The 19,541-nt window shown below is 52.1% G+C and carries 15 protein-coding genes; 12 read left to right on the plus strand and 3 right to left on the minus strand.

The window, feature by feature from the left end; genetic code table 11:
* Positions 1 to 77 precede the first annotated feature (77 nt).
* The 6 genes from NYE33_RS06150 (at position 78) to NYE33_RS06175 (ending at position 9,186) form a co-directional block, all read left to right on the plus strand.
* On the plus strand, positions 78 to 362 hold the full coding sequence (locus NYE33_RS06150; RefSeq protein ID WP_076247620.1) for an aspartyl-phosphate phosphatase Spo0E family protein: 285 nt from the start codon (positions 78 to 80) through the stop codon (positions 360 to 362).
* A gap of 141 nt (positions 363 to 503) precedes the next feature.
* Positions 504 to 1,910: a hypothetical protein gene (locus tag NYE33_RS06155; protein ID WP_052422144.1), complete on the plus strand. Its 1,407-nt coding sequence runs from the start codon at positions 504 to 506 to the stop codon at positions 1,908 to 1,910.
* 346 nt (positions 1,911 to 2,256) lie between these two features.
* Positions 2,257 to 2,643 (plus strand): MarR family winged helix-turn-helix transcriptional regulator, encoded by a 387-nt coding sequence (locus NYE33_RS06160; RefSeq protein WP_052422143.1) that lies wholly within the window; start codon positions 2,257 to 2,259, stop codon positions 2,641 to 2,643.
* Positions 2,627 to 4,396, plus strand: a complete 1,770-nt coding sequence (locus tag NYE33_RS06165) for an ABC transporter ATP-binding protein (RefSeq protein ID WP_445669774.1) — start codon at positions 2,627 to 2,629, stop codon at positions 4,394 to 4,396. The genes NYE33_RS06160 and NYE33_RS06165 overlap by 17 nt, the downstream gene beginning before the upstream one ends.
* Positions 4,393 to 6,297, plus strand: coding sequence for an ABC transporter ATP-binding protein (locus tag NYE33_RS06170; protein WP_076247616.1), 1,905 nt, complete (start codon positions 4,393 to 4,395; stop codon positions 6,295 to 6,297). Before NYE33_RS06165 ends, NYE33_RS06170 begins: the two co-directional genes overlap by 4 nt.
* Positions 6,298 to 6,960: 663 nt before the next feature.
* The gene (locus NYE33_RS06175; protein ID WP_341065134.1) at positions 6,961 to 9,186 is read left to right on the plus strand and encodes an MMPL family transporter; all 2,226 of its coding nucleotides are present in this window, start codon (positions 6,961 to 6,963) and stop codon (positions 9,184 to 9,186) included.
* A gap of 97 nt (positions 9,187 to 9,283) precedes the next feature.
* Here NYE33_RS06175 and NYE33_RS06180 read toward each other — a convergent pair whose 3' ends face one another.
* The 3 genes from NYE33_RS06180 to NYE33_RS06190 all read right to left on the minus strand — a co-directional run bounded on the left by NYE33_RS06180 (position 9,284) and on the right by NYE33_RS06190 (position 12,073).
* The gene (locus tag NYE33_RS06180) at positions 9,284 to 9,595 is read right to left on the minus strand and encodes an antibiotic biosynthesis monooxygenase (RefSeq protein ID WP_042140295.1); all 312 of its coding nucleotides are present in this window, start codon (positions 9,593 to 9,595) and stop codon (positions 9,284 to 9,286) included.
* A gap of 41 nt (positions 9,596 to 9,636) precedes the next feature.
* Positions 9,637 to 10,356, minus strand: coding sequence for a 3-ketoacyl-ACP reductase (locus NYE33_RS06185; RefSeq protein ID WP_039305517.1), 720 nt, complete (start codon positions 10,354 to 10,356; stop codon positions 9,637 to 9,639).
* Between the two features lie 163 nt (positions 10,357 to 10,519).
* Complete coding sequence (locus NYE33_RS06190; protein WP_076247608.1) at positions 10,520 to 12,073, minus strand: FAD-dependent oxidoreductase; 1,554 nt, start codon at positions 12,071 to 12,073, stop codon at positions 10,520 to 10,522.
* A 156-nt stretch (positions 12,074 to 12,229) separates the two neighbouring features.
* On the opposite strand from NYE33_RS06190, the gene NYE33_RS06195 reads away from it, so the two are divergent.
* The 6 genes from NYE33_RS06195 (at position 12,230) to NYE33_RS06220 (ending at position 19,428) form a co-directional block, all read left to right on the plus strand.
* Positions 12,230 to 13,597 carry a spore germination protein gene (locus NYE33_RS06195; RefSeq protein ID WP_052422142.1) on the plus strand — a complete coding sequence of 456 codons (1,368 nt, stop codon included), beginning with the start codon at positions 12,230 to 12,232 and terminating at the stop codon, positions 13,595 to 13,597.
* Positions 13,597 to 14,694: a GerAB/ArcD/ProY family transporter gene (locus NYE33_RS06200; protein ID WP_076247606.1), complete on the plus strand. Its 1,098-nt coding sequence runs from the start codon at positions 13,597 to 13,599 to the stop codon at positions 14,692 to 14,694. The genes NYE33_RS06195 and NYE33_RS06200 overlap by 1 nt, the downstream gene beginning before the upstream one ends.
* Entirely contained in the window at positions 14,691 to 15,797 is a 1,107-nt protein-coding gene (locus NYE33_RS06205; protein ID WP_042140292.1) for a Ger(x)C family spore germination protein, read from the plus strand. The genes NYE33_RS06200 and NYE33_RS06205 overlap by 4 nt, the downstream gene beginning before the upstream one ends.
* Positions 15,798 to 15,870: 73 nt before the next feature.
* Positions 15,871 to 16,266: a Fur family transcriptional regulator gene (locus NYE33_RS06210; RefSeq protein ID WP_039305505.1), complete on the plus strand. Its 396-nt coding sequence runs from the start codon at positions 15,871 to 15,873 to the stop codon at positions 16,264 to 16,266.
* Positions 16,267 to 16,469: 203 nt separating this feature from the next.
* Positions 16,470 to 18,524 (plus strand): methyl-accepting chemotaxis protein, encoded by a 2,055-nt coding sequence (locus NYE33_RS06215; RefSeq protein WP_052422141.1) that lies wholly within the window; start codon positions 16,470 to 16,472, stop codon positions 18,522 to 18,524.
* A gap of 91 nt (positions 18,525 to 18,615) precedes the next feature.
* Positions 18,616 to 19,428, plus strand: a complete 813-nt coding sequence (locus NYE33_RS06220) for a uroporphyrinogen-III synthase (RefSeq protein WP_076247604.1) — start codon at positions 18,616 to 18,618, stop codon at positions 19,426 to 19,428.
* The last annotated feature ends 113 nt before the right edge of the window (positions 19,429 to 19,541 follow it).

Here is a 19,541-nt window from a genome sequence, read left to right on the forward strand (position 1 = left end):
TCTTTTTTTTCAAAATATGTTTTTTGGCATCATGAATTATGATAAGGGAGAAGTTGATAGAGAGAAGGTGAGTAACCGTGAACCTTTACCAGAATTCTCCCCATAACCAGAGCAGGGATTATAGAGAAGATGAGCTTTTTCTTACTATAGAAAACTTAAGAAGTGAATTGCTGGAAGTGGCTCAGGAGCGGAGTCTGAGTGATCATGCGGTTCTGGAACTCAGCCAGCGGCTGGACGGATATATTGTCCTGGCCCAGAATCTGATGATGGAGAGTCTGCGCAGCCGCAAGAACGGGGCAGCAGGGTACATCAAGAACACCAAAAACCAGCGGATCAGAAATAAAGCAGCCTTGCAGCAGTAGTCTAAATTATACAATAACTCCAGTTAGCGTCTGGATGTTGAGGTCTCACGATGTGGGGCCATTTTGTTGTGCTTTCAATAGTCATCACCTATAATGGCAATAAATAGAAGGGTTACAAGTGAATCCTTGAGGAGGTGCCGGGTGGAGGCGAAACTGACAACGCTACGAACGGAAATTGAGAAAAATTTGTCCCGCTCGGGCCATAATCTTGCCTCATTTGCCAAAATATCCGGACTCAACCGCGGTAGTCTCAGTGCGATCCTTCATGGCAATCCGCCCAAGCCGATTTCTCTGGGACAAATGGATGCGATGACCCGGGCATTCGGATTCCCGGAGGGCTGGCTGTATCCGCTATATGTGGAAGAGTGCTTTAGTGAGGACAGAATTTCCCGGCGCCGTGTGGAGCCTTTTTTGGTCCGGTGTGCAGAAATTGGCAAGCAGCAGTGTATTGATGAAGTGTTGAGCAGAATTATGGAATACCCTAGGCCGCTGGATATCGTCTATACGGTTGCGGAGAGGCTGTTCTGCAGCGGCAAGACACAGGAGTCGGTCGTGTTCTACAGGCTTATTGTAGAGAATGAGCCGGATAGCTACTCAGAACGGCTGGCCATCAGCCAGTACCGTATTTTCAAATCCCTGCAGTCTACTCCTGATGTGGATATGGAACAGAAGCTGCGCGCGGTAATCCGCTTCGAGCCGTTTCGCGGTCTGCTTCCCGAGGACATGCAGCTCGACGGGCTGCTTAAGCTGGCGAAGGTATGCTTTGCCCTGCACCGCTGGAAGGATGTAGAGAAATATGCCGATGAGCTGAGGGCATTAGCCCATGGGATCTACCGTGAGGAGCTGCGCAGAAGCAAGGGGAAACGGGTGGAGGCTTTCCAGGCGGAACGCCCGCTGGTAGTCTATTATGGCCATGGTTATCTATTGAAGGCTTCGGCGCTTACTAAGCGGGGAGAATATGAGCAGGCCAAGAAATACACCGCCGGTTATGCGGATCTGGGATGGTTTGAGCTGCTGGATGATGAAGGGCGCAGTGCCGTGGATAGCTTCCGGCTGTTTGCTGTAGCCAATGGCTTTACTCTTGAGATATTAATGGGCAATACTTCGGTGCTGCCGGCATATATAGCTTTTTTGGCAGAGCATCCCGGTGAGATCCTATCCGGTATGGTCATTATCCTGGAGTCGGCCAACCGTTTCGGATTCTCTGCAGACGCTGTGCTGTCACGCTTTTCCAGGGAAATGCTGCGGTTTGAACAATTTCAGGACCCGATTAATGTGGACCGTGTGTACCGTCTTTATTACCAAATCGCCATGTATTATATCTCCCGTAAACAGTACTCCAAGGGAATTGACTATATTATTCAATGTCTGCGGTTAACCGTCAGGCTGAATAGCGGAAAGGACTTCATTAATTGTGTGACGCTGTTCGAATTGAACAGAGATGCTTCCTCCGACACCCAGCAGACCGCTTACAGGGAGCTGCTGCGGGAGGTAAGACAGCGTGAAGAAGTTACTGATCATGAGAGCCAGCGTTTTGGCGTTATTTAGCTTTATCATTACTTTATCTAAGGATTACTCCCCGGCCATCCGTGCTGAGGGAGCTTTTGTACGTGGTTATGTGAAAAAAAGTACAAACATCTATCTACCTGCGTTCTTCAATCTGTAATAATTGATAGCGTATTCAGGAATTGACAAAGGTTTGCCCGGAAAATATAATTAGGTAGCCTAATTAATATAGTATTTAATTATTTGTATACCTAACTAAAAAAGAGGTGGGAACATTGGGATAAATAGAGAAGATGAAAATTCAGTCGGACACAAGCTTTTCTCCGCACTCCGGAAGCTGCGCAAAGGCCACCTGCATCATTCCGTGGAGGGTCATAAGCCAAGTGAGATGACTTTATTGATATGTATTGCACGGGCGTCCCATTCATCTGATGTAGGACTCAAGGTTTCTGAAATCAGCCGCTTTCTGGGGCTGACTCCGCCCACGGTCACCCAGCTGATCAACAGTCTGGAGGCTAAGCAGATGGTGGAACGGCAAGCCGACGCCTCCGACCGGAGAGTGGTACGCATCAAGTTGACGGAACAGGGGAAAATTATTACCCGCAAGGCCAAGAAGCACATGGACACCACGCTTAACAAAATGGTGGAGTATCTGGGTGAGGAAGAGTCTGACCAGCTGGCAGAGCTGCTGCTTAAAGTACATGCCTTCATGAAAGACAATCCTCCGCCTAATCTAGACCGGTTACAAATGAACGGAGATGAGAAACTTGATTAAATTACTAAAGCATTTGAGACCCTTCCGATTGGCAATAGCCGCAGTACTGATTCTCGTATTCCTGCAGTCCATGGGGGATTTGTATCTCCCGACCCTGATGAGTGACATTATTGATAAGGGGATTGTAGATGGCGATCAGCCTTATATCTGGAGAATCGGCGGCTTCATGCTGCTGGTAGCGGCCGGCGGTGCAGTCTGCTCCATTATTGCCAGCTATCTGTCGGCTAAGGTTGCAGCCGGCTTCGGTAAGAACACCCGGTCACGGATGTTCAACCATGTCGAGAACTTCACGCTGCATGAATTCGACAAGCTGGGTACGGCATCATTAATTACACGTACCACCAACGATATTACACAAGTCCAGACCGTATTAACTATGATGCTTCGCATGATGATTGGTGCTCCGATGATGATGATCGGCGGGATCATTATGGCGGTGTCCGAGGATGCCAAGCTCTCGCTGATCTTTGTAGTGGTCATTCCGCTGCTGGTTGGAGCGATCTTCTTCATTGGAATGAAGGGGCTTCCGCTGTTTAAAGCCATCCAGATCAAGCTGGATAAATTAAACCTTGTGCTGCGTGAGCATCTGACCGGTATCCGCGTAATCCGCTCGTTCAACCGGATTGAGCATGAGAATAAGCGGTTTAGTCTGGCCAATGCAGATCTGACGGATACTGCAATCAAAGTGAATAAGGTTATGGCCGGACTGATGCCGCTGATGATGATCGTGATGAACTTCTCCATGATCGCTATCCTCTATTATGGTGGAATCCGGATTGGCGACGGCGATCTCCAGGTAGGTTCACTAATGGCCTTCATTCAATATGCAATGCAGATTATGTTCTCCCTCATCATGGTTTCGATGATGTTTGTCCTGATTCCAAGAGCCTCTGCCTCTGCACTGCGTATCAATGAAGTCCTCGATATGCAGCCTGAAATTACGGATCCGACAACCGCAGACCTGAAGACTACGGCTACAGCTACCCATGCGGACGGCCGTGACGGAATGCGCGGTTTTGTGGAGTTCGACAATGTATCCTTCTCTTACCCGGGGGCTGAACAGCCTGCGCTGTCCGGAATTACCTTCAGTGCACGCCCCGGCGAGATTACAGCTATTATCGGCGGAACCGGGTCAGGGAAATCAACGCTGCTAAGCATGATTCCAAGATTCTATGATGCTATTGAAGGTGCGATCCGCGTCGATGGAGTGGATGTACGCCAGATGACGCAGGAGGATCTGCGGAGCAAGATTGGCTATATCCCGCAAAAAGCCGTGCTGTTCACCGGTACCATTAACGAGAATATCCGTTACGGGAAGGAAGACGCTACGGAGGATGAAATCCTTCATGCCGCCAAGGTGGCCCAGGCCTATGATTTCGTAACCGCTATGAAGGACGGCTTCAATTCGGAAATCTCCCAGGGCGGAGGTAATGTCTCCGGCGGCCAGAAGCAGCGTTTGTCCATTGCCCGTGCACTGGTACGGAAACCGGAAGTGTATCTGTTTGATGACAGCTTCTCGGCGCTTGACTTCAAGACCGATGCCAAGCTGCGTGCTGCCCTGAAGGGGGAGACTACAGAATCTACAGTCCTTATTGTCGCACAGCGTGTAAGTACGGTTATGGATGCAGACCGGATTATCGTACTGGATGACGGTGAAATTGTCGGAATGGGCACACACCGTGAGCTGCTGGATAACAATGAGGTGTACCGCGAGATCGTATCCTCGCAGTTGTCAGAGGAGGAAATAGCATGAGTGAGCAGAATAGAGACATGAAACCGCCCCGGCGTTCAGGTGGCGGCTTCGGACCGGGCGGAGGACCCGGCGGTCCGGGCATGAGGATGCCGGCTGAGAAAGCCAAGGACTTCAAGGGAACGCTGCGGCGCCTGACCCGGTATTTGCGCCCGCGCCAGGTTCAGCTGATTATTGTGTTTGTGATGGCGATTGCCAGTACCATATTCAGCATTTTCAGCCCTAAAGTAATGGGTAGAGCTACCACCAAATTGTTTGAAGGCGCCTATGGCAAGCTGATGGGTGTACCTGGAGCGGAGATTGATTTTGGCTATATTAATGATATCCTGATTCTCCTGGCCGGACTGTATCTGTTAAGCTCACTGTTCAGTTATATACAGCAGTATGTAATGGCCGGTGTGGCGCAGAAGGTCGTATATGATATGCGTGAGCAGATCAACAGCAAGCTTGAACGGCTGCCGCTGAAGTATTTCGATTCCCGGACGCACGGGGAAATATTAAGCCGGGCGACCAATGATGTAGACAATATCAGTACTACCCTGCAGCAGAGCTTGACCCAGCTTATTACGTCCATTGTGACGATTATTGGTGTCATCGTAATGATGCTTACCATCAGCCCGTGGCTGACGTTGATTACCATAGTAACGCTGCCGCTGAGCTTCGTGGTCATTATGCTGATCACCAAACGCTCACAGACCTATTTCATCGGCCAGCAGAAGTCGCTGGGACAGCTGAACGGTCATGTTGAGGAAATGTATACCGGACACCGTATTATCAAAGCGTTCGGACGCGAGAAGAACTCTTTGAAGGACTTCAACAAAATTAATGATGACCTGTACAATTCCGGCTGGAGATCCCAGTTTATCTCCGGGATTATTATGCCGCTGATGATGTTTATCGGGAACCTTGGTTATGTGCTCGTCTGTGTGGTCGGCGGGATCTTCGTAACCAAAAAAGCGATTGATGTCGGGGATATCCAGGCCTTCATCCAGTATTCGCGCCAATTCACTATGCCGATTACGCAGACAGCCAATATCGCCAACATCATCCAGTCCACCATCGCTTCGGCGGAACGTGTATTTGAACTGCTGGATGAAGAAGAGGAAGTTCCTGAGGTGGGGACTTCACTTGCGAAGCGTCCAGCGGATGCAGAAGAGGGCTCCGTGGAATTCCGCCACGTGAAGTTCGGCTATAAAGAGGATGCTATCCTCATTGAAGACATGAATATCGAGGTCAGCCCGGGACAGACTATTGCCATTGTAGGTCCGACCGGAGCCGGCAAAACGACCCTGATCAACCTGCTGATGCGCTTCTATGAGATCAGCGGCGGGGAGATTGTGATCGATGGTGTCAACATCACCAATATGAAGCGCAGCGAGCTGCGCAGCAAATTCGGTATGGTGCTCCAGGATACCTGGCTGTTCAACGGCACCATCCGTGACAATATCGCTTACGGCCGGGAAGGTGCTACGGAGGCTGATGTGGTCCGGGCAGCCAAGGCTGCACATGCCGACCACTTCATCCGTACGCTGCCGCTGGGCTATAACACGATCCTGAACGAGGAAGCCTCGAACATCTCCCAAGGGCAAAAGCAGCTGCTTACTATTGCCCGGGCAATCCTGGCCGATCCTTCAATCCTGATTCTGGATGAAGCCACCAGCAGCGTCGATACCCGCACGGAGGTGCAGATCCAGAAGGCTATGAATACGCTGATGAACGGCAGAACCAGCTTCGTTATCGCTCACCGCCTGTCCACCATCCGTGATGCGGATCTGATTCTGGTTATGAATCAGGGCAGCGTGATTGAGAAGGGCACCCATCTGGAGCTGCTTGAAGCAGGCGGCTTCTACGCCGACCTCTACAACAGCCAGTTTTCCGGGGATGATCTGCCGGACGTGGGCTAAACGGTATATGACCGCGGGTAAACTGTAGAGATTTACTCCAAACATCTGCTCTAAAATGTACTGTGAAGATGTATTTTAACAATCGGCTGTATCCCTCAGCTTAGCTCATAGCCCCGGCGTTCACTGCAGGCAGTCTGCGTGAACGCCGGGGCTTTTACTATATACGGTCAGTTGAGCTGGAATTAGGTGGCGGTAAAGGACTATTCGCTTAAAAATCCTGCATAAAATACAACAATCCCCCCGGTAAATCAGCCTAAAATCAAAATTGTTGTACAAAAGGCAACATTTCCCGTCTTTGAAGTAACATAACGTGGTAATTGTTGTATATCATACAATAATTCACCTGTGTACGCATTTATCTAAGGAGCAAAGTTGTACTCTGTGCAACATTTCGGGCAGAATCATGCCGCGCGGCTTAAGTAGAGCCATCTATTTTCCTTTGGTATCATATACTAGTTTCCAGATAATAATAGAAATAAAGACAACGGAGTTCACCCGTCATAGACACTATGAATCAGGGGGTTCTTGAGGCAATGTCGGCCACTGTAACTCTAACTATCTATTATTTTAGAAAAAAGGTTTGCTTAAAATTTTTAGGGTATATATGATAAGGATAGTAAAAATGACCCGCGGCTCATTTTAGGCTTGCGGATGGGAGAGAGGATGAAAGGAATGTCAGGCTACGGTAAATGGGTAGCAGGAGGCAAAACAAAATGGATTACCCTTCTGGTGTGGATTGCAGTTGTAGGGGCTTTGACTATGATCTGGCCTTCGGTGAACTCGCAGGTTGTCAATAACGCGCCCAACCTGCCGGAGGATTCGCAATCTGTCCGCGCAGCAGCCCTTGCAGAGGCAGAATTCCCTGCCGGAAGCGGTGTACCGGCCTTGCTGGTATGGCATCGTGAAGGCGGATTATCAGAGGATGATCTCTTACATATAACTGCTGTATACTCCAAGCTTGAACAGCAGCCGCTCGCGCATCAGAACTTCGTTCCGCCGCTTGGTCAGCTGCCGCCGCAGGCGCTGCAGGCTTCACTGTCGGAGGACAGAAGCACACTCGTCACACCGGTGCTGTTTGACAAGAAGGCAGACAGTGACCAGCTCGGGGAATCGCTGACTGAGATGAAGAAGCTGGTGAGTACTGAAACAGGCACAGACCCTTCTGTAGTGAAGCAAGACAGCGGCGACTTAAGCCTGCGGGTTACCGGCCCTGTCGGGATATCGGTAGATGCCACAGGCCTGTTCAAGAATGCCGACGTTTCACTGCTGATTGCAACGGTAATTCTGGTGCTGGTCTTCCTGCTCCTGATCTACCGATCGCCGATTCTGGCATTGATACCGCTCATTGGCGTCGGCTTTGCTTATGGCGTGACTAGTCCGCTGCTTGGCAAGATGGCAGAGGAAGGCTGGATTACGGTGGATTCGCAGGCCGTATCTATTATGACGGTGCTGCTCTTCGGGGCGGGGACAGACTACTGCCTGTTTATGATTTCCCGGTTCCGCCAGATGCTGAAGGTTGAGGAGAACAAGGGACGTGCACTGCTGAGTGCAATCACCCATTCCTCCGGAGCGATCGCCATGAGCGGATTCACAGTTGTCCTTGCGCTCTTCGCGCTGCTGCTGGCCAAATACGGGGCGTACCAACGCTTTGCGGTTCCGTTCAGTGTCTCCATTCTGATTATGGGGATTGCCAGTCTGACGCTGGTTCCGGCACTATTGGCTATCTTCGGGCGAACCTCGTTCTTCCCGTTTGTTCCGCGCACTCCGCAAATGGAGATTGAGCGGGCCAAGGCCAAGGGGAAGCCGGTACCGCAGCCGAAGCGTTCGTCCCAAAAAGGAATCGGGTATCTTGTCATTTCCCGGCCATGGGCGATCGTGGGAGTAACCGTGGTGGTATTGGGCATTCTGGCCTCGTTCTCCAGCGGAATTAAATTCACCTATGATATCCTGTCCTCCTTCCCGAAAGATATGGAATCGCGTGAAGGGTTCGACCTGATCGGCAAGCAGTTCTCTCCCGGAGAGCTGGCGCCGGCTAAGCTGATGGTGGATACAGAGGGCCTGAGCGGCGGAGAGGATCTGAAGGTCATCCTGGGAGGCCTGTCCTATGTGGACGTAGTGTCTGATCCGCAGCAGGGGGCCGTCAATAAGAACATCACTGCATATGATATTGAATTCAAGGCTAATCCGTATTCCATCGAGGCGATGAATCACATTCCGGCACTTCAGGCTACTGTAGAGCAGGCTCTGGCGGAGTCGGGAATAGAGAACGCGCAGGATAAGGTATGGATTAGCGGACAGACCGCTACCCAGCATGATACCAAGGAGCTCGGTGAACGGGATACCGATCTGATTATACCGGTGGTTATCGGGATGATTACAGTGCTGCTGCTGATCTATCTCCGATCTGTAGTGGCGACCATTTATCTGGTGGCTACAGTAATTCTCTCCTTCTTCTCGGCACTCGGCCTGGGCTGGATTATTATTCATTATCTGCTCGGTGCAGATGCGATTCAAGGCGCAATTCCGCTCTACTCCTTCGTCTTCCTGGTAGCGCTGGGCGAGGATTATAACATCTTCATGATCTCGAATATCTGGAAAAAGCGTAAAACTATGCCGCTGAAGCAGGCCATCGCCGAAGGTGTGAACGAAACCGGATCGGTAATCACCTCCGCCGGACTCATTCTGGCTGGTACCTTCGCCGTATTGGCGAGTCTGCCGATTCAGGTGCTGGTGCAATTCGGCATCATCACCGCGATTGGTGTGCTGCTCGATACCTTCGTGGTCCGGCCGTTCCTGGTTCCGGCCATCACCGTGCTTCTGGGCCGCCGGGCCTTCTGGCCGGGCAAGCATCAGGACATGAGCGAGTCTCCGGCAGCAGGCCGCGAATAACCGGGTTGTGAACTACAGAAGCAACAACAGGGATGCCCCGTCAAGCCTTAAAGGCTGCGGGGCATCCCTGTTGTGTATATGCGTATAACGGCTAGATTCAGTTACCGGAAGTTCGGCTGAGTACCAGCTCATACTTGTCGAGTGAGGCGCCGATAATGGCTTCATTCCGGCCGGCCCCGCGGTGCGAATCGCGGAAGGCGGGGCTGGACGTCCAGCCGCTCAGCGCTTCCTCGCTCTCCCAGACAGTACAGATCTTCAGTTCCTCCACGCCTTCTTTGGGCGCGCCCTGCCAGACCTCCATGCGGATAAATCCGGGCATGCTCTGCACTCCATTGTCTGCGCCGAAACGCGAGGCGAGTGCTTCCCCATGTCCTTCTTTGATCTTAATCGTGTTGGTGACTACCAGCATGCCAAGTCCTCCTCATAGGGTGTGGGTGAAATCTGCCTTAGTTATTGCGGATTGGTCGTCCAGATGCCAGCGGTCTTCAGGAAGACGCGGTCTGGAAGCTTCAGGGCAGCGAGCGTCAGCTCGGCCACATCCTCGGGCTGCATCATCCGGTCTTCATCGCCGATCTTCAAGCCGGCACCGGTGGCCAGACCTGTGTTGACGGTGCTGGGGGTCAGTGCCACGACACGGATATTATGCTTGCGGACCTCCATCGCCAGCGCTTCCGTCATACCCATCAGAGCAAACTTGGAAGCACAATAGGCTGAGCCTGTAGCGAAGCCGCGTTCTCCTGCTGTAGAAGAGATATTAATGATGTTGCCGCTGGAACGCTCAATCATAGCAGGCAGTGCCGCACGGGTTACATAATAAGTGCCGAACAGATTGATCTGCATATGGCGCTCCCAGTCAGCGGGGTCCATCTCCAGGAAAGTGCCAAACTGGGCAATCCCGGCATTGTTGATAAGCGCGTCGAACGGGCCAAGGTCATTCTGCAGGGCGACAACAGCCCGCTCTGCTTCTTCACGCACCGCGATATCAGCTACAGCAATGCTGACCTTGATGTCATATACCTCAGTCAATGCCGATTTCAGTGCCTCCAGATCTGCTGAAGTTCTGGAGATAAGCCCCAGGTTGGCGCCTTCTTTAGCGAGTGCCATCGCGAGTGCTTTGCCGATGCCTTTACCTGCACCTGTAATTACAATACTGGTTCCTCTTAAATCCATAACCTGTCGTCACGCTCCTTAAGATAGGAAATTCTATATATTGGATGAACATAAGGCTATTATACCTGAGCGGACAGAGACAATCACGCCGGGACAGGCGGAGAGGGACAAGACAGTTCATTCTAATTGAATGTCTCTGTACACTGCTGTATAGGAAGCAGGCTCACTGCTTGGCTGTGAGGTTCTTAAGCGGCACTGTGGCCGGTCCTTCGAGCACATCGCCCTCATAAGAGAAGCGGGAGCCGTGGCACGGGCAATCCCAGGAGCGTTCCCCGTCATTCCACTCGCATTCACAGCCCATATGTGTGCAGGTTCTGTCCACGAGATGCAGCTTGCCCTCAGGGTCGCGGTAGCCGCCAACCCGTTTGCCGTCATGGAAAACAACGGCCCCTTCGTCCGGCGCAAGCTCGTCTGTTTTTTTATGGATAATCTCCACTTTTCCGGCTACAAGCTCTTTGGCGACCGAGAAGTTCTGCACGATGAAATTTTTGATGCCCGGATTAGCCTTGAAGCGTGTCGGATCGTACAGCTCCTTATAAGGGTTGCTGCTTCCCATAATTCCATCTGCAATCATGCGTGCAGCCAGCGTTCCGCTGGTCATGCCCCACTTGGCGAAGCCTGTGGCAATATAGACTTCTTCATCCTCCGCCCGCTTGCCGATGTAGGGGACCCGGTCCAGGGTAATCAGATCCTGCGCCGACCAGCGGAAGGGAATGCTGCGGATGCCGAGCAATTCTCCCGCAAACTTCTCCAGATTCTCATAGTGGCCGAAGGTGCAGATGCCCTGTCCGGTCTTGTGGTTATTACCGCCGACGATAACCAGTTTCCGCCCGTCCCATTCCACCGCGCGCAGCGAGCGGGTAGGTTCACTGGCACTCAGGTACATGCCGCCCTCATAATCTGCTTCCGGCTCAATAGCCAGACAATAGGACCGCTCCGCGTGCAGCCGCGAGAAATAGAGGGAGCCTCCATCATAGAATGGAAAATGGGAGGCGGACACGGCATGGCGGCATTTAATTTTGAACTTCTCCCCTTCGGTATAGAGAGTGAGATGCCCGTCCGTATCGACCTTTTCGCCGATCATCGTATGCTCGTATACCGTGCCGCCGTTGTCCAGCACGACCTGCAGCAGCCCTTTCAGGTACTCCAGCGGATGAAAACGGGCTTGTCCGGGCAGCCTGATCGCACCGCCGGCTCTCAGTGGCAGCGAAACCTGGTCCAGCCATTCTCCGGGCAGTCCAAGCTTGCGGTAGGCCTCGAATTCAGCAGCCAGCTGCTTGAGCGTCTTCTCATCTCCCATATCGGCATACAGATACGCAGCTTCCCGCGTCAACCCGCAGGACAGCCCCAGTTCTTCAGCCGTAGCGATCATCCATTCCAGCGCTTCACTGTTTGACTGGAAATAGAGCCGGGCCTGTTCTTCCCCAAAGTGCTTCAGCAGATCACTGTAGATCATTCCGTGCTGGGCGGTGATCTTGGCGCTGGTGAAGCCGGTGGTGCCGCCGAGGATCTCTCCGGCTTCGAGCAGAGAGACCTTATACCCGGCCTTGGACAGTAAATAAGCTGTCGTAATGCCGGTAATGCCTGCTCCGACAATAGCTACATCTGTGACATGATCTTCCGCAAGCTCCGGAAAAGAGGGCAGCTCCGTGCTGCCCCTCCATAATGATTCCGGAAATTGCGGAAGACCTTGCGAGCGGTGATCCTGTGAATTCATGAGTTGATCCCTCCATTAGTCATTATTCATTTCATTTATTACCACACTTCCGGTAAAAGAAACGCCTTAGCCCGGCTGAAGGTGCATGAAAAGAGGGCGACAGTGCCAAAATAAGGGGAAGTCCCCGGAAATTCGGGCCTGGAGGGAGAAAGATCCATGTCAGGACAAATGCATAAGCAGGGAGTGACCCTCGAATGGATCAGGGAACAGCTGAGCGGCTTCGGTGACCTTGAGGACAAGATCATGGCCGTTCCCTCTGGAGAGGTCAGCCTGCTGTATATCAAGAGTGTTACGGATGGACAGACCATCAGCCGGAATGTGGTTGCGCCGTTCTACGAGATGGGCGATCCGGCAGCTTACTACAGCTACATTGCGGATTACCCCGGAAGTGAGGAGGTTACAGAGGGGAAGCGCGCGCTGGACCTTCTGCTTAGCGGTTATGCCTGTATAGGCCAGGCTGGCCGGTTCTGCTTCTTCGATGCGCTCAAGGCTGAGGTTAGCGGCGTTAAAGAAACGATAACCGAGAGTATCAGCCAAGGCCCGTCAGATGCGCTGGGCGAGAGTCTGGCGGTTAATCTGAACCTGATCCGGCGGCGTTATCAGTCCTCGTCACTGAAGATGGAGTTCACCATCATCGGCAACGTGTCCAAGACCAAGGTGGCTATACTCTATGACGAGAGCAGAGTGAATCACAATGTCCTGGCCGAATTAAAAGAGAAGCTGGACTCTCTTAAGCTGGATGTTCTGCAGGCTGCCGGTGAGCTGGAGAAATATATCAGCAGCGACAAGCTGCGCATTTTCCCCAAAACGATTGTTACGGAGCGCCCGGACCGGGTGGTGTTCAATTTGGCTGAAGGCAAGGTCGCTGTAATGCTGGACACTACCGGATACGCGATTGTGCTCCCGTCTATTTTCAATGATTTCTTCACAGCTATGGATGATAAAATCCATCTTCCCTTTGTTGGACGTTTCTTAAAGCTGCTGCGCATTCTCGGTGTGGCCATGACGCTGTGGCTGCCTGCCCTGTACATTGCTTTCACCTCCTATAATCCGGAGATTGTGCGCGTGCAGATTGCCCTGCTGATTGGGGGAAGCCGTGCTACGGTGCCTTATCCTTCTTTTGTCGAGGTCATTCTTATGATGATCATGATGGAATTTCTGACCGAAGCGAGCTTGCGGCTGCCCCGGGCTATTGGTCCGACGGCCACTACGGTTGGCGGTCTGATTCTGGGCCAAGCCGCTACTGCGGCGGGACTGATCGGTAACATTATGATTATTCTGGTTTCCGTTGTGGCGATATCCAATTTCCTGATTCCGCTGAATATGATGAGCTTCTCCATCCGTGTGCTGAAATATTTCTTCGTCATAGCTGCGGCAGTGCTCGGTCTTGTCGGTGTTGTCATCTGCCTGGTGGGCTTCACCATGTATTTATGCAGCCAGCGCAGCTTCGGCCAGCCGTATTTCAAGATGTTTTTCCTCGATACGCTGGGAACGGCCCTGAGGAAGAAAAGCGGTGGGGAGTGATGGCTAAGAGCCGCTATTTCTATTGTCTTTTTCTCATGAATACCCTGATCAACATCATTAATTTCGCCCCCCGGGAGCTGATCGATGCCCGCTTTGACGGGGCGCAGTCCTCCATTCTGGTTGCGGTGGTTACGGGCACCCTGTTTATCTACCTGTTCACCAAAGTCATCAATAAATTCCCCGGACAGGGACTGCCGGAAATCTTCGGGTCGGCCTTGCCGAAGCAGCTGGCTGCTCCGCTGATTTTTGTATATGCGGTTCTCTGGTATATGGCCGGGGCGCTGATCCTGCTGTCCTTTGTGGACATTACGCTGCGTTTTATCAGCCCGGATACAGGGCCGTATGCAATATTACTCGGCTTCCTGGCCGTTGTCTGCCTGTGTTCCCGGATAGACTCGCTGTCATTGCTCTACGGACTGGAGCTTACGCTGGGGATTACCCTGCCTTTAATTCTGTATACAACAGTCAAGGCGATTATTAACCCGGATTTCAGCTGGGATGCCGTGCTACAGGTGATGACTCACTCTCTGCATGCCCCGGATATGAACAGTATTGCGGCCGCAACATTTACCTTCAGCGGTTATATCAATCTGGCGGTATTCAACCGGGTATTTCATGGACTGAAGCTGAGGCATATATGGATTCTAAGTCTGGAAGGTTTTCTGGTGCTTGCCATATGCTTTTTTGTGCCGATCGGATATCACGGGACCGTTGGCGTTGATCGGCATGTGTATACGTGGTTTACAACGGCAGACAGCATCCGCATCGAAGCCTTCTTGATCGAACGCATGCTGTATATCTTCTATTTCGCCTACATTACATTATCTCTGGTCAGCGCCATTATCCAGTGGCATGTCGGCAAAGAGCTGCTGCTCAGTCTGTTGCCCTCCACGGCTAAGAAGCCTAAGAAAAAACTGCGTCAGGAGATCGTTATCCTGGTCCTGTTTGCTGCCGGAGCCTTCGCCCTTATGCGTATGGATCAATACGACCTTAATTTGCTTGGGGTATTCCTGCTGCATATCCGCTGGTACGGGGAGCTGCTGCTGATTCTCCTGCTGTTCTGGTGCTACTGGATTGTAAGGAGGCGGAGGGGATGAGAACAAAAAGGAGTGCAGTCTGCCTTCTGCTGTTGCTGATGTGCATGACAGTGACAGGCTGCAATTTCAAAGATATCGACCGGAGAATATTTGTGGTCGCCATCGGGATCGATCCCGGCAAGGTGGAAGGAACATTCAAGGTGAGCCTGAAGCTGGCAATCCCGCAAGGGGATGTTACCAAGATCGATGAGAAGATGCAGATCCTTACCGAAGAATCGGAGAGTATCTCCGAGGCACTGCGCAGAATGAAGTCCAAAGTGGAGAAGGAGCTGGACTATGTCCACTGCAAGTCGCTGATCCTGGGTGAACAAATCGCTGCCAAAGACATCAGGCATGTGATGGACTGGGCGGTGCGGCGCAGAGATATCCAGCTGATCCTGAATTTTGCCATCGGAAGGCCGGGGGCGCTGGAAGTACTGCAGGTGAAGCCGCCGTCCGAGCGAATCCCGTCCAACTCGCTGATTCTGGCGATGAACGGACAAGGCACAGAGTCGCCCTTTATCTCCAGAGTGTTCTCCTATCAGCTGATGCGGAGTATTTATGAGAATGGTATCGATCCAATTCTGCCTATTATTGAAGCGCAGGGGGAAGAGCAGTTCCTAATCGATAAGATTGCCTTGCTGGATAAGAATAAAATCAAGCTTGTTCTCACGCCTGACGAGACCAGACTGTTCAATCTGCTGTCCCGGTCCAATCTGCGGACGAATTTTCCGGCTCACATAGGCGGCGGGATGTACCAGTACTATACAGAGAGCAGCTCCTCCAGCTACCGGATTGTGACGCAGCAGGAGGATAACCCGTACATCCGGTACAACATTAAGATCCGGGCAATTCTGGAGGAAAATAGTACTGAGGATATGGTAACTCACCACATGCTGAAGGAGATCGGGGAGTCAGGAGCAGCGGAACTCAGCAAGGCAGTTACAGCATTGCTGATCAGAATCCGGGACAGCGGGATGGACCCTATGGGCTGGGGGCTGCATTACGGGGCCCGGCACTGGAATAATGACACAGAAATGGCGGTATGGGAGAGGCTCTATCCCCGGCTGAAATTTCAGGTTAAGACGGATGTGGATGTGAAATACTCGGGAATGATCAAATAGAGTCCTGCCCGGATTGACGCTTCCGGCACTAGGACTTATACTTGATCTAAAAACAAGTTAGAGGATGATAAAGATGAGAACGCTGAACTTAACCTCTCAACGTCAGGCCGTGTATGATATCGTCCGTAATTCCCATGACCATCCTACTGCTGCAGAAGTAATGAACCGTCTTGTAGAGCAGGGGCATAACCTGGCCTATGGGACTGTCTATAATTCGCTGCGGTATCTTTCGGATAAACAAATGATCCGTGAACTGAAGCTCGGAGAGGCGGCCAGCAGATATGATGCCCGTCTGGACGACCATCAGCATATTATCTGTGAAATCTGCGGCGCAGTGGATGAAGTGATGAGTCAGGTTCCGCAGGCGTGGATTGATACGGTAGCGGAGGATACGGGTTATTCCATCACCCATACACATGTTGTATTTGGAGGCGTATGTCCAGCCTGCCGGAATAAGAATTCGCACTAGAAAAAAGAATAAATATAACAAAAGACCGTTTTCATAAAAACGGTTTTTTGCTGTGTATATATGAAAATTATTAAGCAATATAGGAGAATTATAATGAATTCCCGGAGAAAAGAGGATTTCCAGGGGCGATATTTAATTATATATTGAGGCTGCAGATTTATCGTGCTTAAGACCCATAAAGAAAGAGAGAGTGAGCCCATCATATGAATAAAAAGGCGCGTCTGACCATCCGCACGAAGCTAATTCTTACATATTTGCTTGTTTTGCTTGTACCCAGCATCATTATAGGCTGGCAGACCTATCAATCGGCCAGCAGTAAAGTCGGGGAGCAGCTCACCCAAAATGCCACGGAAAGTGTAGTGGCGGTTAACGAAATTATCGATGCAAACATTCAATCCAAAATTGATGATATTAACTACTTCGCTGCGCAGCTCACGGCGGATTCTATTAACAATGAAGCGGCGGGGGCGGGGGCGCCTGCACTGGAGGCCAGACTTAAGGAGTATGCCAAACTGCATTCCGATGTGCTTGATATTTATGCCGGAACCAGTAAAGGCAAGGGCATCCGTGCGGCTGATATCCAGCTGCCGGACGGCTATGACCCGCGCAAGGAGAACGCTTATATCAATGCGCTTAAGCATGGCAGCGGGATTGTGATCTCACCGGTATTCCAGACGGTAAATAATGAGTCGGCTATTGCCATTTCAGCAGTGCTGGAAGGCGGGAACGGGGTAGTGGGTCTGGATCTGAACCTGTCTTCGCTGGCCGATCTGACAGATATCAAGGTAGGCGAGGAAGGTTATATTCTGATTATCGACAGCAGCAAGAAATTCCTGGTTCACCCGACCGAAGCTATTGGCGAGGAGTCCTCACTTGATTTCGTGAAGCAAATGTTCGAAAGTGAGAGCGGCAGCTTCGATTATGACTATAAGGATTCCTCCAAGAAGATGACCTTCATGGTGAATGAGCTGACGGGCTGGAGAATCGGGGGGACCATCAGCAAGAATGAGATTACCCGTGCGACAAGTGATATCCGGGAGACGGTATTAATTGTAATCTCTGTTTCTGTATTGCTGGCGCTGGTGCTTATCTACTTCAATGTCTCGTCGATCCTGAAGCCGCTGATGCGGCTGCGCAGAGCGACAGAGCTAATCGCCGGGGGCGACCTGTCACAGGATATCGGGGACTTCCGCAGAGATGAGATTGGCCTGCTGGCTGAGAATTTCCGCCTGATGGTCGGCAATCTGCGGCAGATGATTACCGGTGTACAGGAGATGACCGACAATGTCTCCTCATCCGCCGAGGAACTGACAGCGGGGGCTGAGCAGACTACCAAAGCGATAGAGCATGTTACGATAGCGATCCAGGAGGTAGCTGCCGGAACAGAGCGCCAGGTTAACAGTGTCAATAAAGGAATGATAAGTACGGCTGCCACTACAAGCGAGGTAGAGCATATTTCCGGATTCATGGAGCAGGTATCGGCGATGATGGACAAGACCTCGCTCTCCGCTTCAGAGGGGAATGAATCTGTAATCAGCGTAGTCGATAAGATCAACGGGATTCATGAAACGGTAGAGGAGCTGGGCGGGGTCATTGATAAGCTTAATGAGCGGACCGGACAGATCCAGGGGATTGTCGGTGTAATTACCGGGATCTCGCGGCAGACCAATCTGCTGGCGCTGAATGCTTCCATTGAAGCGGCCAGAGCAGGCGAGCAGGGCCGCGGTTTCGCGGTTGTCGCCTCAGAGGTGCGCAAGCTGGCTGAAGAATCAGAGAAGTCGGCAAGAATGATCTCCGAACAGATTACTTCCATTAATGCGGAGATGATCCAGGCTACAGCTACCATGGAGTATGCGAAGAACCGGGTATCCGAAGGTATTATGGCGGTCGATACGACCGGACGCTCCTTCTCACGAATCCGCAGGGCGGTTAAAGGGGCGGCGGAGAAGATTGAAGCGATGAATGGGGCAGTGCATACGCTGACGGCAGAAGCGGATAGTATGGAGAAGGCCATCGGAGAGATCCGAGGGATTACCCAGGAGGCGGCAGGCAATACCGAAACCATCTCTGCTGCTGCCCAGCAGCAGCTGGCATCGGTGGAAGAGATCGCTTCTTCCTCGGCAGATCTGAGCCATCTTGCCGATGAACTGCAGCGGCTGGTCGGCAAATTCAAATTATATCCGGGAAATCAGGCTCCGGGTGCAGCGGATACCGTCCGGCAGAGTAGCGGTAGTTCCGGAGACCAGCGGAATTCCTGAAGCAGAAAGTGCGCGGCGGTCTTCCCTTTTACCTCCTTTTGCAAGTATACTGATAAGCAATAATATGGGGTGACGAAGGAGAGAAGCATTCATGGCAGAGCAATTGAAGGGCATTACCATTGCCCTGGCGGGTCCGCGCAAGGCGGAAGAAATGGCCAAGCTGATACAGAATATGGGTGGGACAGCGCTGCACCGTCCGGCCCAGGGGACTTCATTTCTGGATGATGCTGCACTGCGTGACGGGCTGACGGCCTGGACAGACCAGCCGCCGGACCTGGCAGTTCTGACGACCGGAATGGGACTCGACGCATTATTCGAGATGGCCGCGAAGCTGGAGCTTGCGGACCGCTTCCTGGAAGTTCTCTTCGCTTCACCTATTGCTGCGCGCGGCTATAAAACAGTCAATGCCTTGAAGAAGCGGGGGCTGGAGCCCGTGGTGCGCGACGATGACGGCAGCACCAAAGGGCTGATCCGCGGTTTGCAGGATTGGGATTTGCAGGGCAAGCGGGTCAAACTGCAGCTGCACGGAGAGTCTGCCCCGCATCTGGTCCAGTGGCTGGAGCAGGCGGGAGCAGAGGTCAGCTGGGTGCAGCCGTACCGGTACACGCAGCCGGAGCCGGGAGCGCTGGCTCTGCTGCTGGCGGATATTACAGAAGGCCGGGTGAACGCGGTAGCCTTCACAAGTGCTCCGCAATTCCGTTTCCTGGCGCAGTATGCGCGGGAGCAGGGCAGGCTGGAAGAACTCGTTCAGGCTTTGGAGGATAAAGTGCTGGCTGTATCTGTCGGCCGGCTTACCTCCGAAGCCCTCAAGGAAGAGGGCGTGAAACGGATCATTATGCCGGAGCATGAACGAATGGGCAGCATGTTCGTAGAGCTGGGCCGCTATATCGCGGCTTCCCGGTAACCGGTAGCACCAGCCGGGCTGCACAGGCACCCATAGCAGGAATTCCCGTCCGGTACAGGACGGGAATTCTTTTTGGACAACCCGGATTAGCGTTTTCTTACTATAAAAGCAGC

Source organism: Paenibacillus sp. FSL R10-2199, assembly GCF_038000235.1.
Classification (GTDB): Bacteria; Bacillota; Bacilli; order Paenibacillales; family Paenibacillaceae; genus Paenibacillus_AQ; species Paenibacillus_AQ phytohabitans.

Bases quoted from the DNA above. Each gene is read 5' to 3' on its own strand.
- NYE33_RS06160 (WP_052422143.1), top strand. From the start codon at position 2,257: ATGACTTTATTGATATGTATTGCACGGGCGTCCCATTCATCTGATGTA.
- NYE33_RS06205 (WP_042140292.1), top strand. From the start codon at position 14,691: ATGAGAACAAAAAGGAGTGCAGTCTGCCTTCTGCTGTTGCTGATGTGC.
- NYE33_RS06210 (WP_039305505.1), top strand. From the start codon at position 15,871: ATGAGAACGCTGAACTTAACCTCTCAACGTCAGGCCGTGTATGATATC.
- NYE33_RS06180 (WP_042140295.1), bottom strand. From the start codon at position 9,595: ATGCTGGTAGTCACCAACACGATTAAGATCAAAGAAGGACATGGGGAA.
- NYE33_RS06190 (WP_076247608.1), bottom strand. From the start codon at position 12,073: ATGAATTCACAGGATCACCGCTCGCAAGGTCTTCCGCAATTTCCGGAA.
- NYE33_RS06200 (WP_076247606.1), top strand. From the start codon at position 13,597: ATGGCTAAGAGCCGCTATTTCTATTGTCTTTTTCTCATGAATACCCTG.
- NYE33_RS06220 (WP_076247604.1), top strand. From the start codon at position 18,616: ATGGCAGAGCAATTGAAGGGCATTACCATTGCCCTGGCGGGTCCGCGC.
- NYE33_RS06175 (WP_341065134.1), top strand. From the start codon at position 6,961: ATGAAAGGAATGTCAGGCTACGGTAAATGGGTAGCAGGAGGCAAAACA.
- NYE33_RS06195 (WP_052422142.1), top strand. From the start codon at position 12,230: ATGTCAGGACAAATGCATAAGCAGGGAGTGACCCTCGAATGGATCAGG.
- NYE33_RS06185 (WP_039305517.1), bottom strand. From the start codon at position 10,356: ATGGATTTAAGAGGAACCAGTATTGTAATTACAGGTGCAGGTAAAGGC.
- NYE33_RS06170 (WP_076247616.1), top strand. From the start codon at position 4,393: ATGAGTGAGCAGAATAGAGACATGAAACCGCCCCGGCGTTCAGGTGGC.
- NYE33_RS06215 (WP_052422141.1), top strand. From the start codon at position 16,470: ATGAATAAAAAGGCGCGTCTGACCATCCGCACGAAGCTAATTCTTACA.
- NYE33_RS06165 (WP_445669774.1), top strand. From the start codon at position 2,627: ATGAGAAACTTGATTAAATTACTAAAGCATTTGAGACCCTTCCGATTG.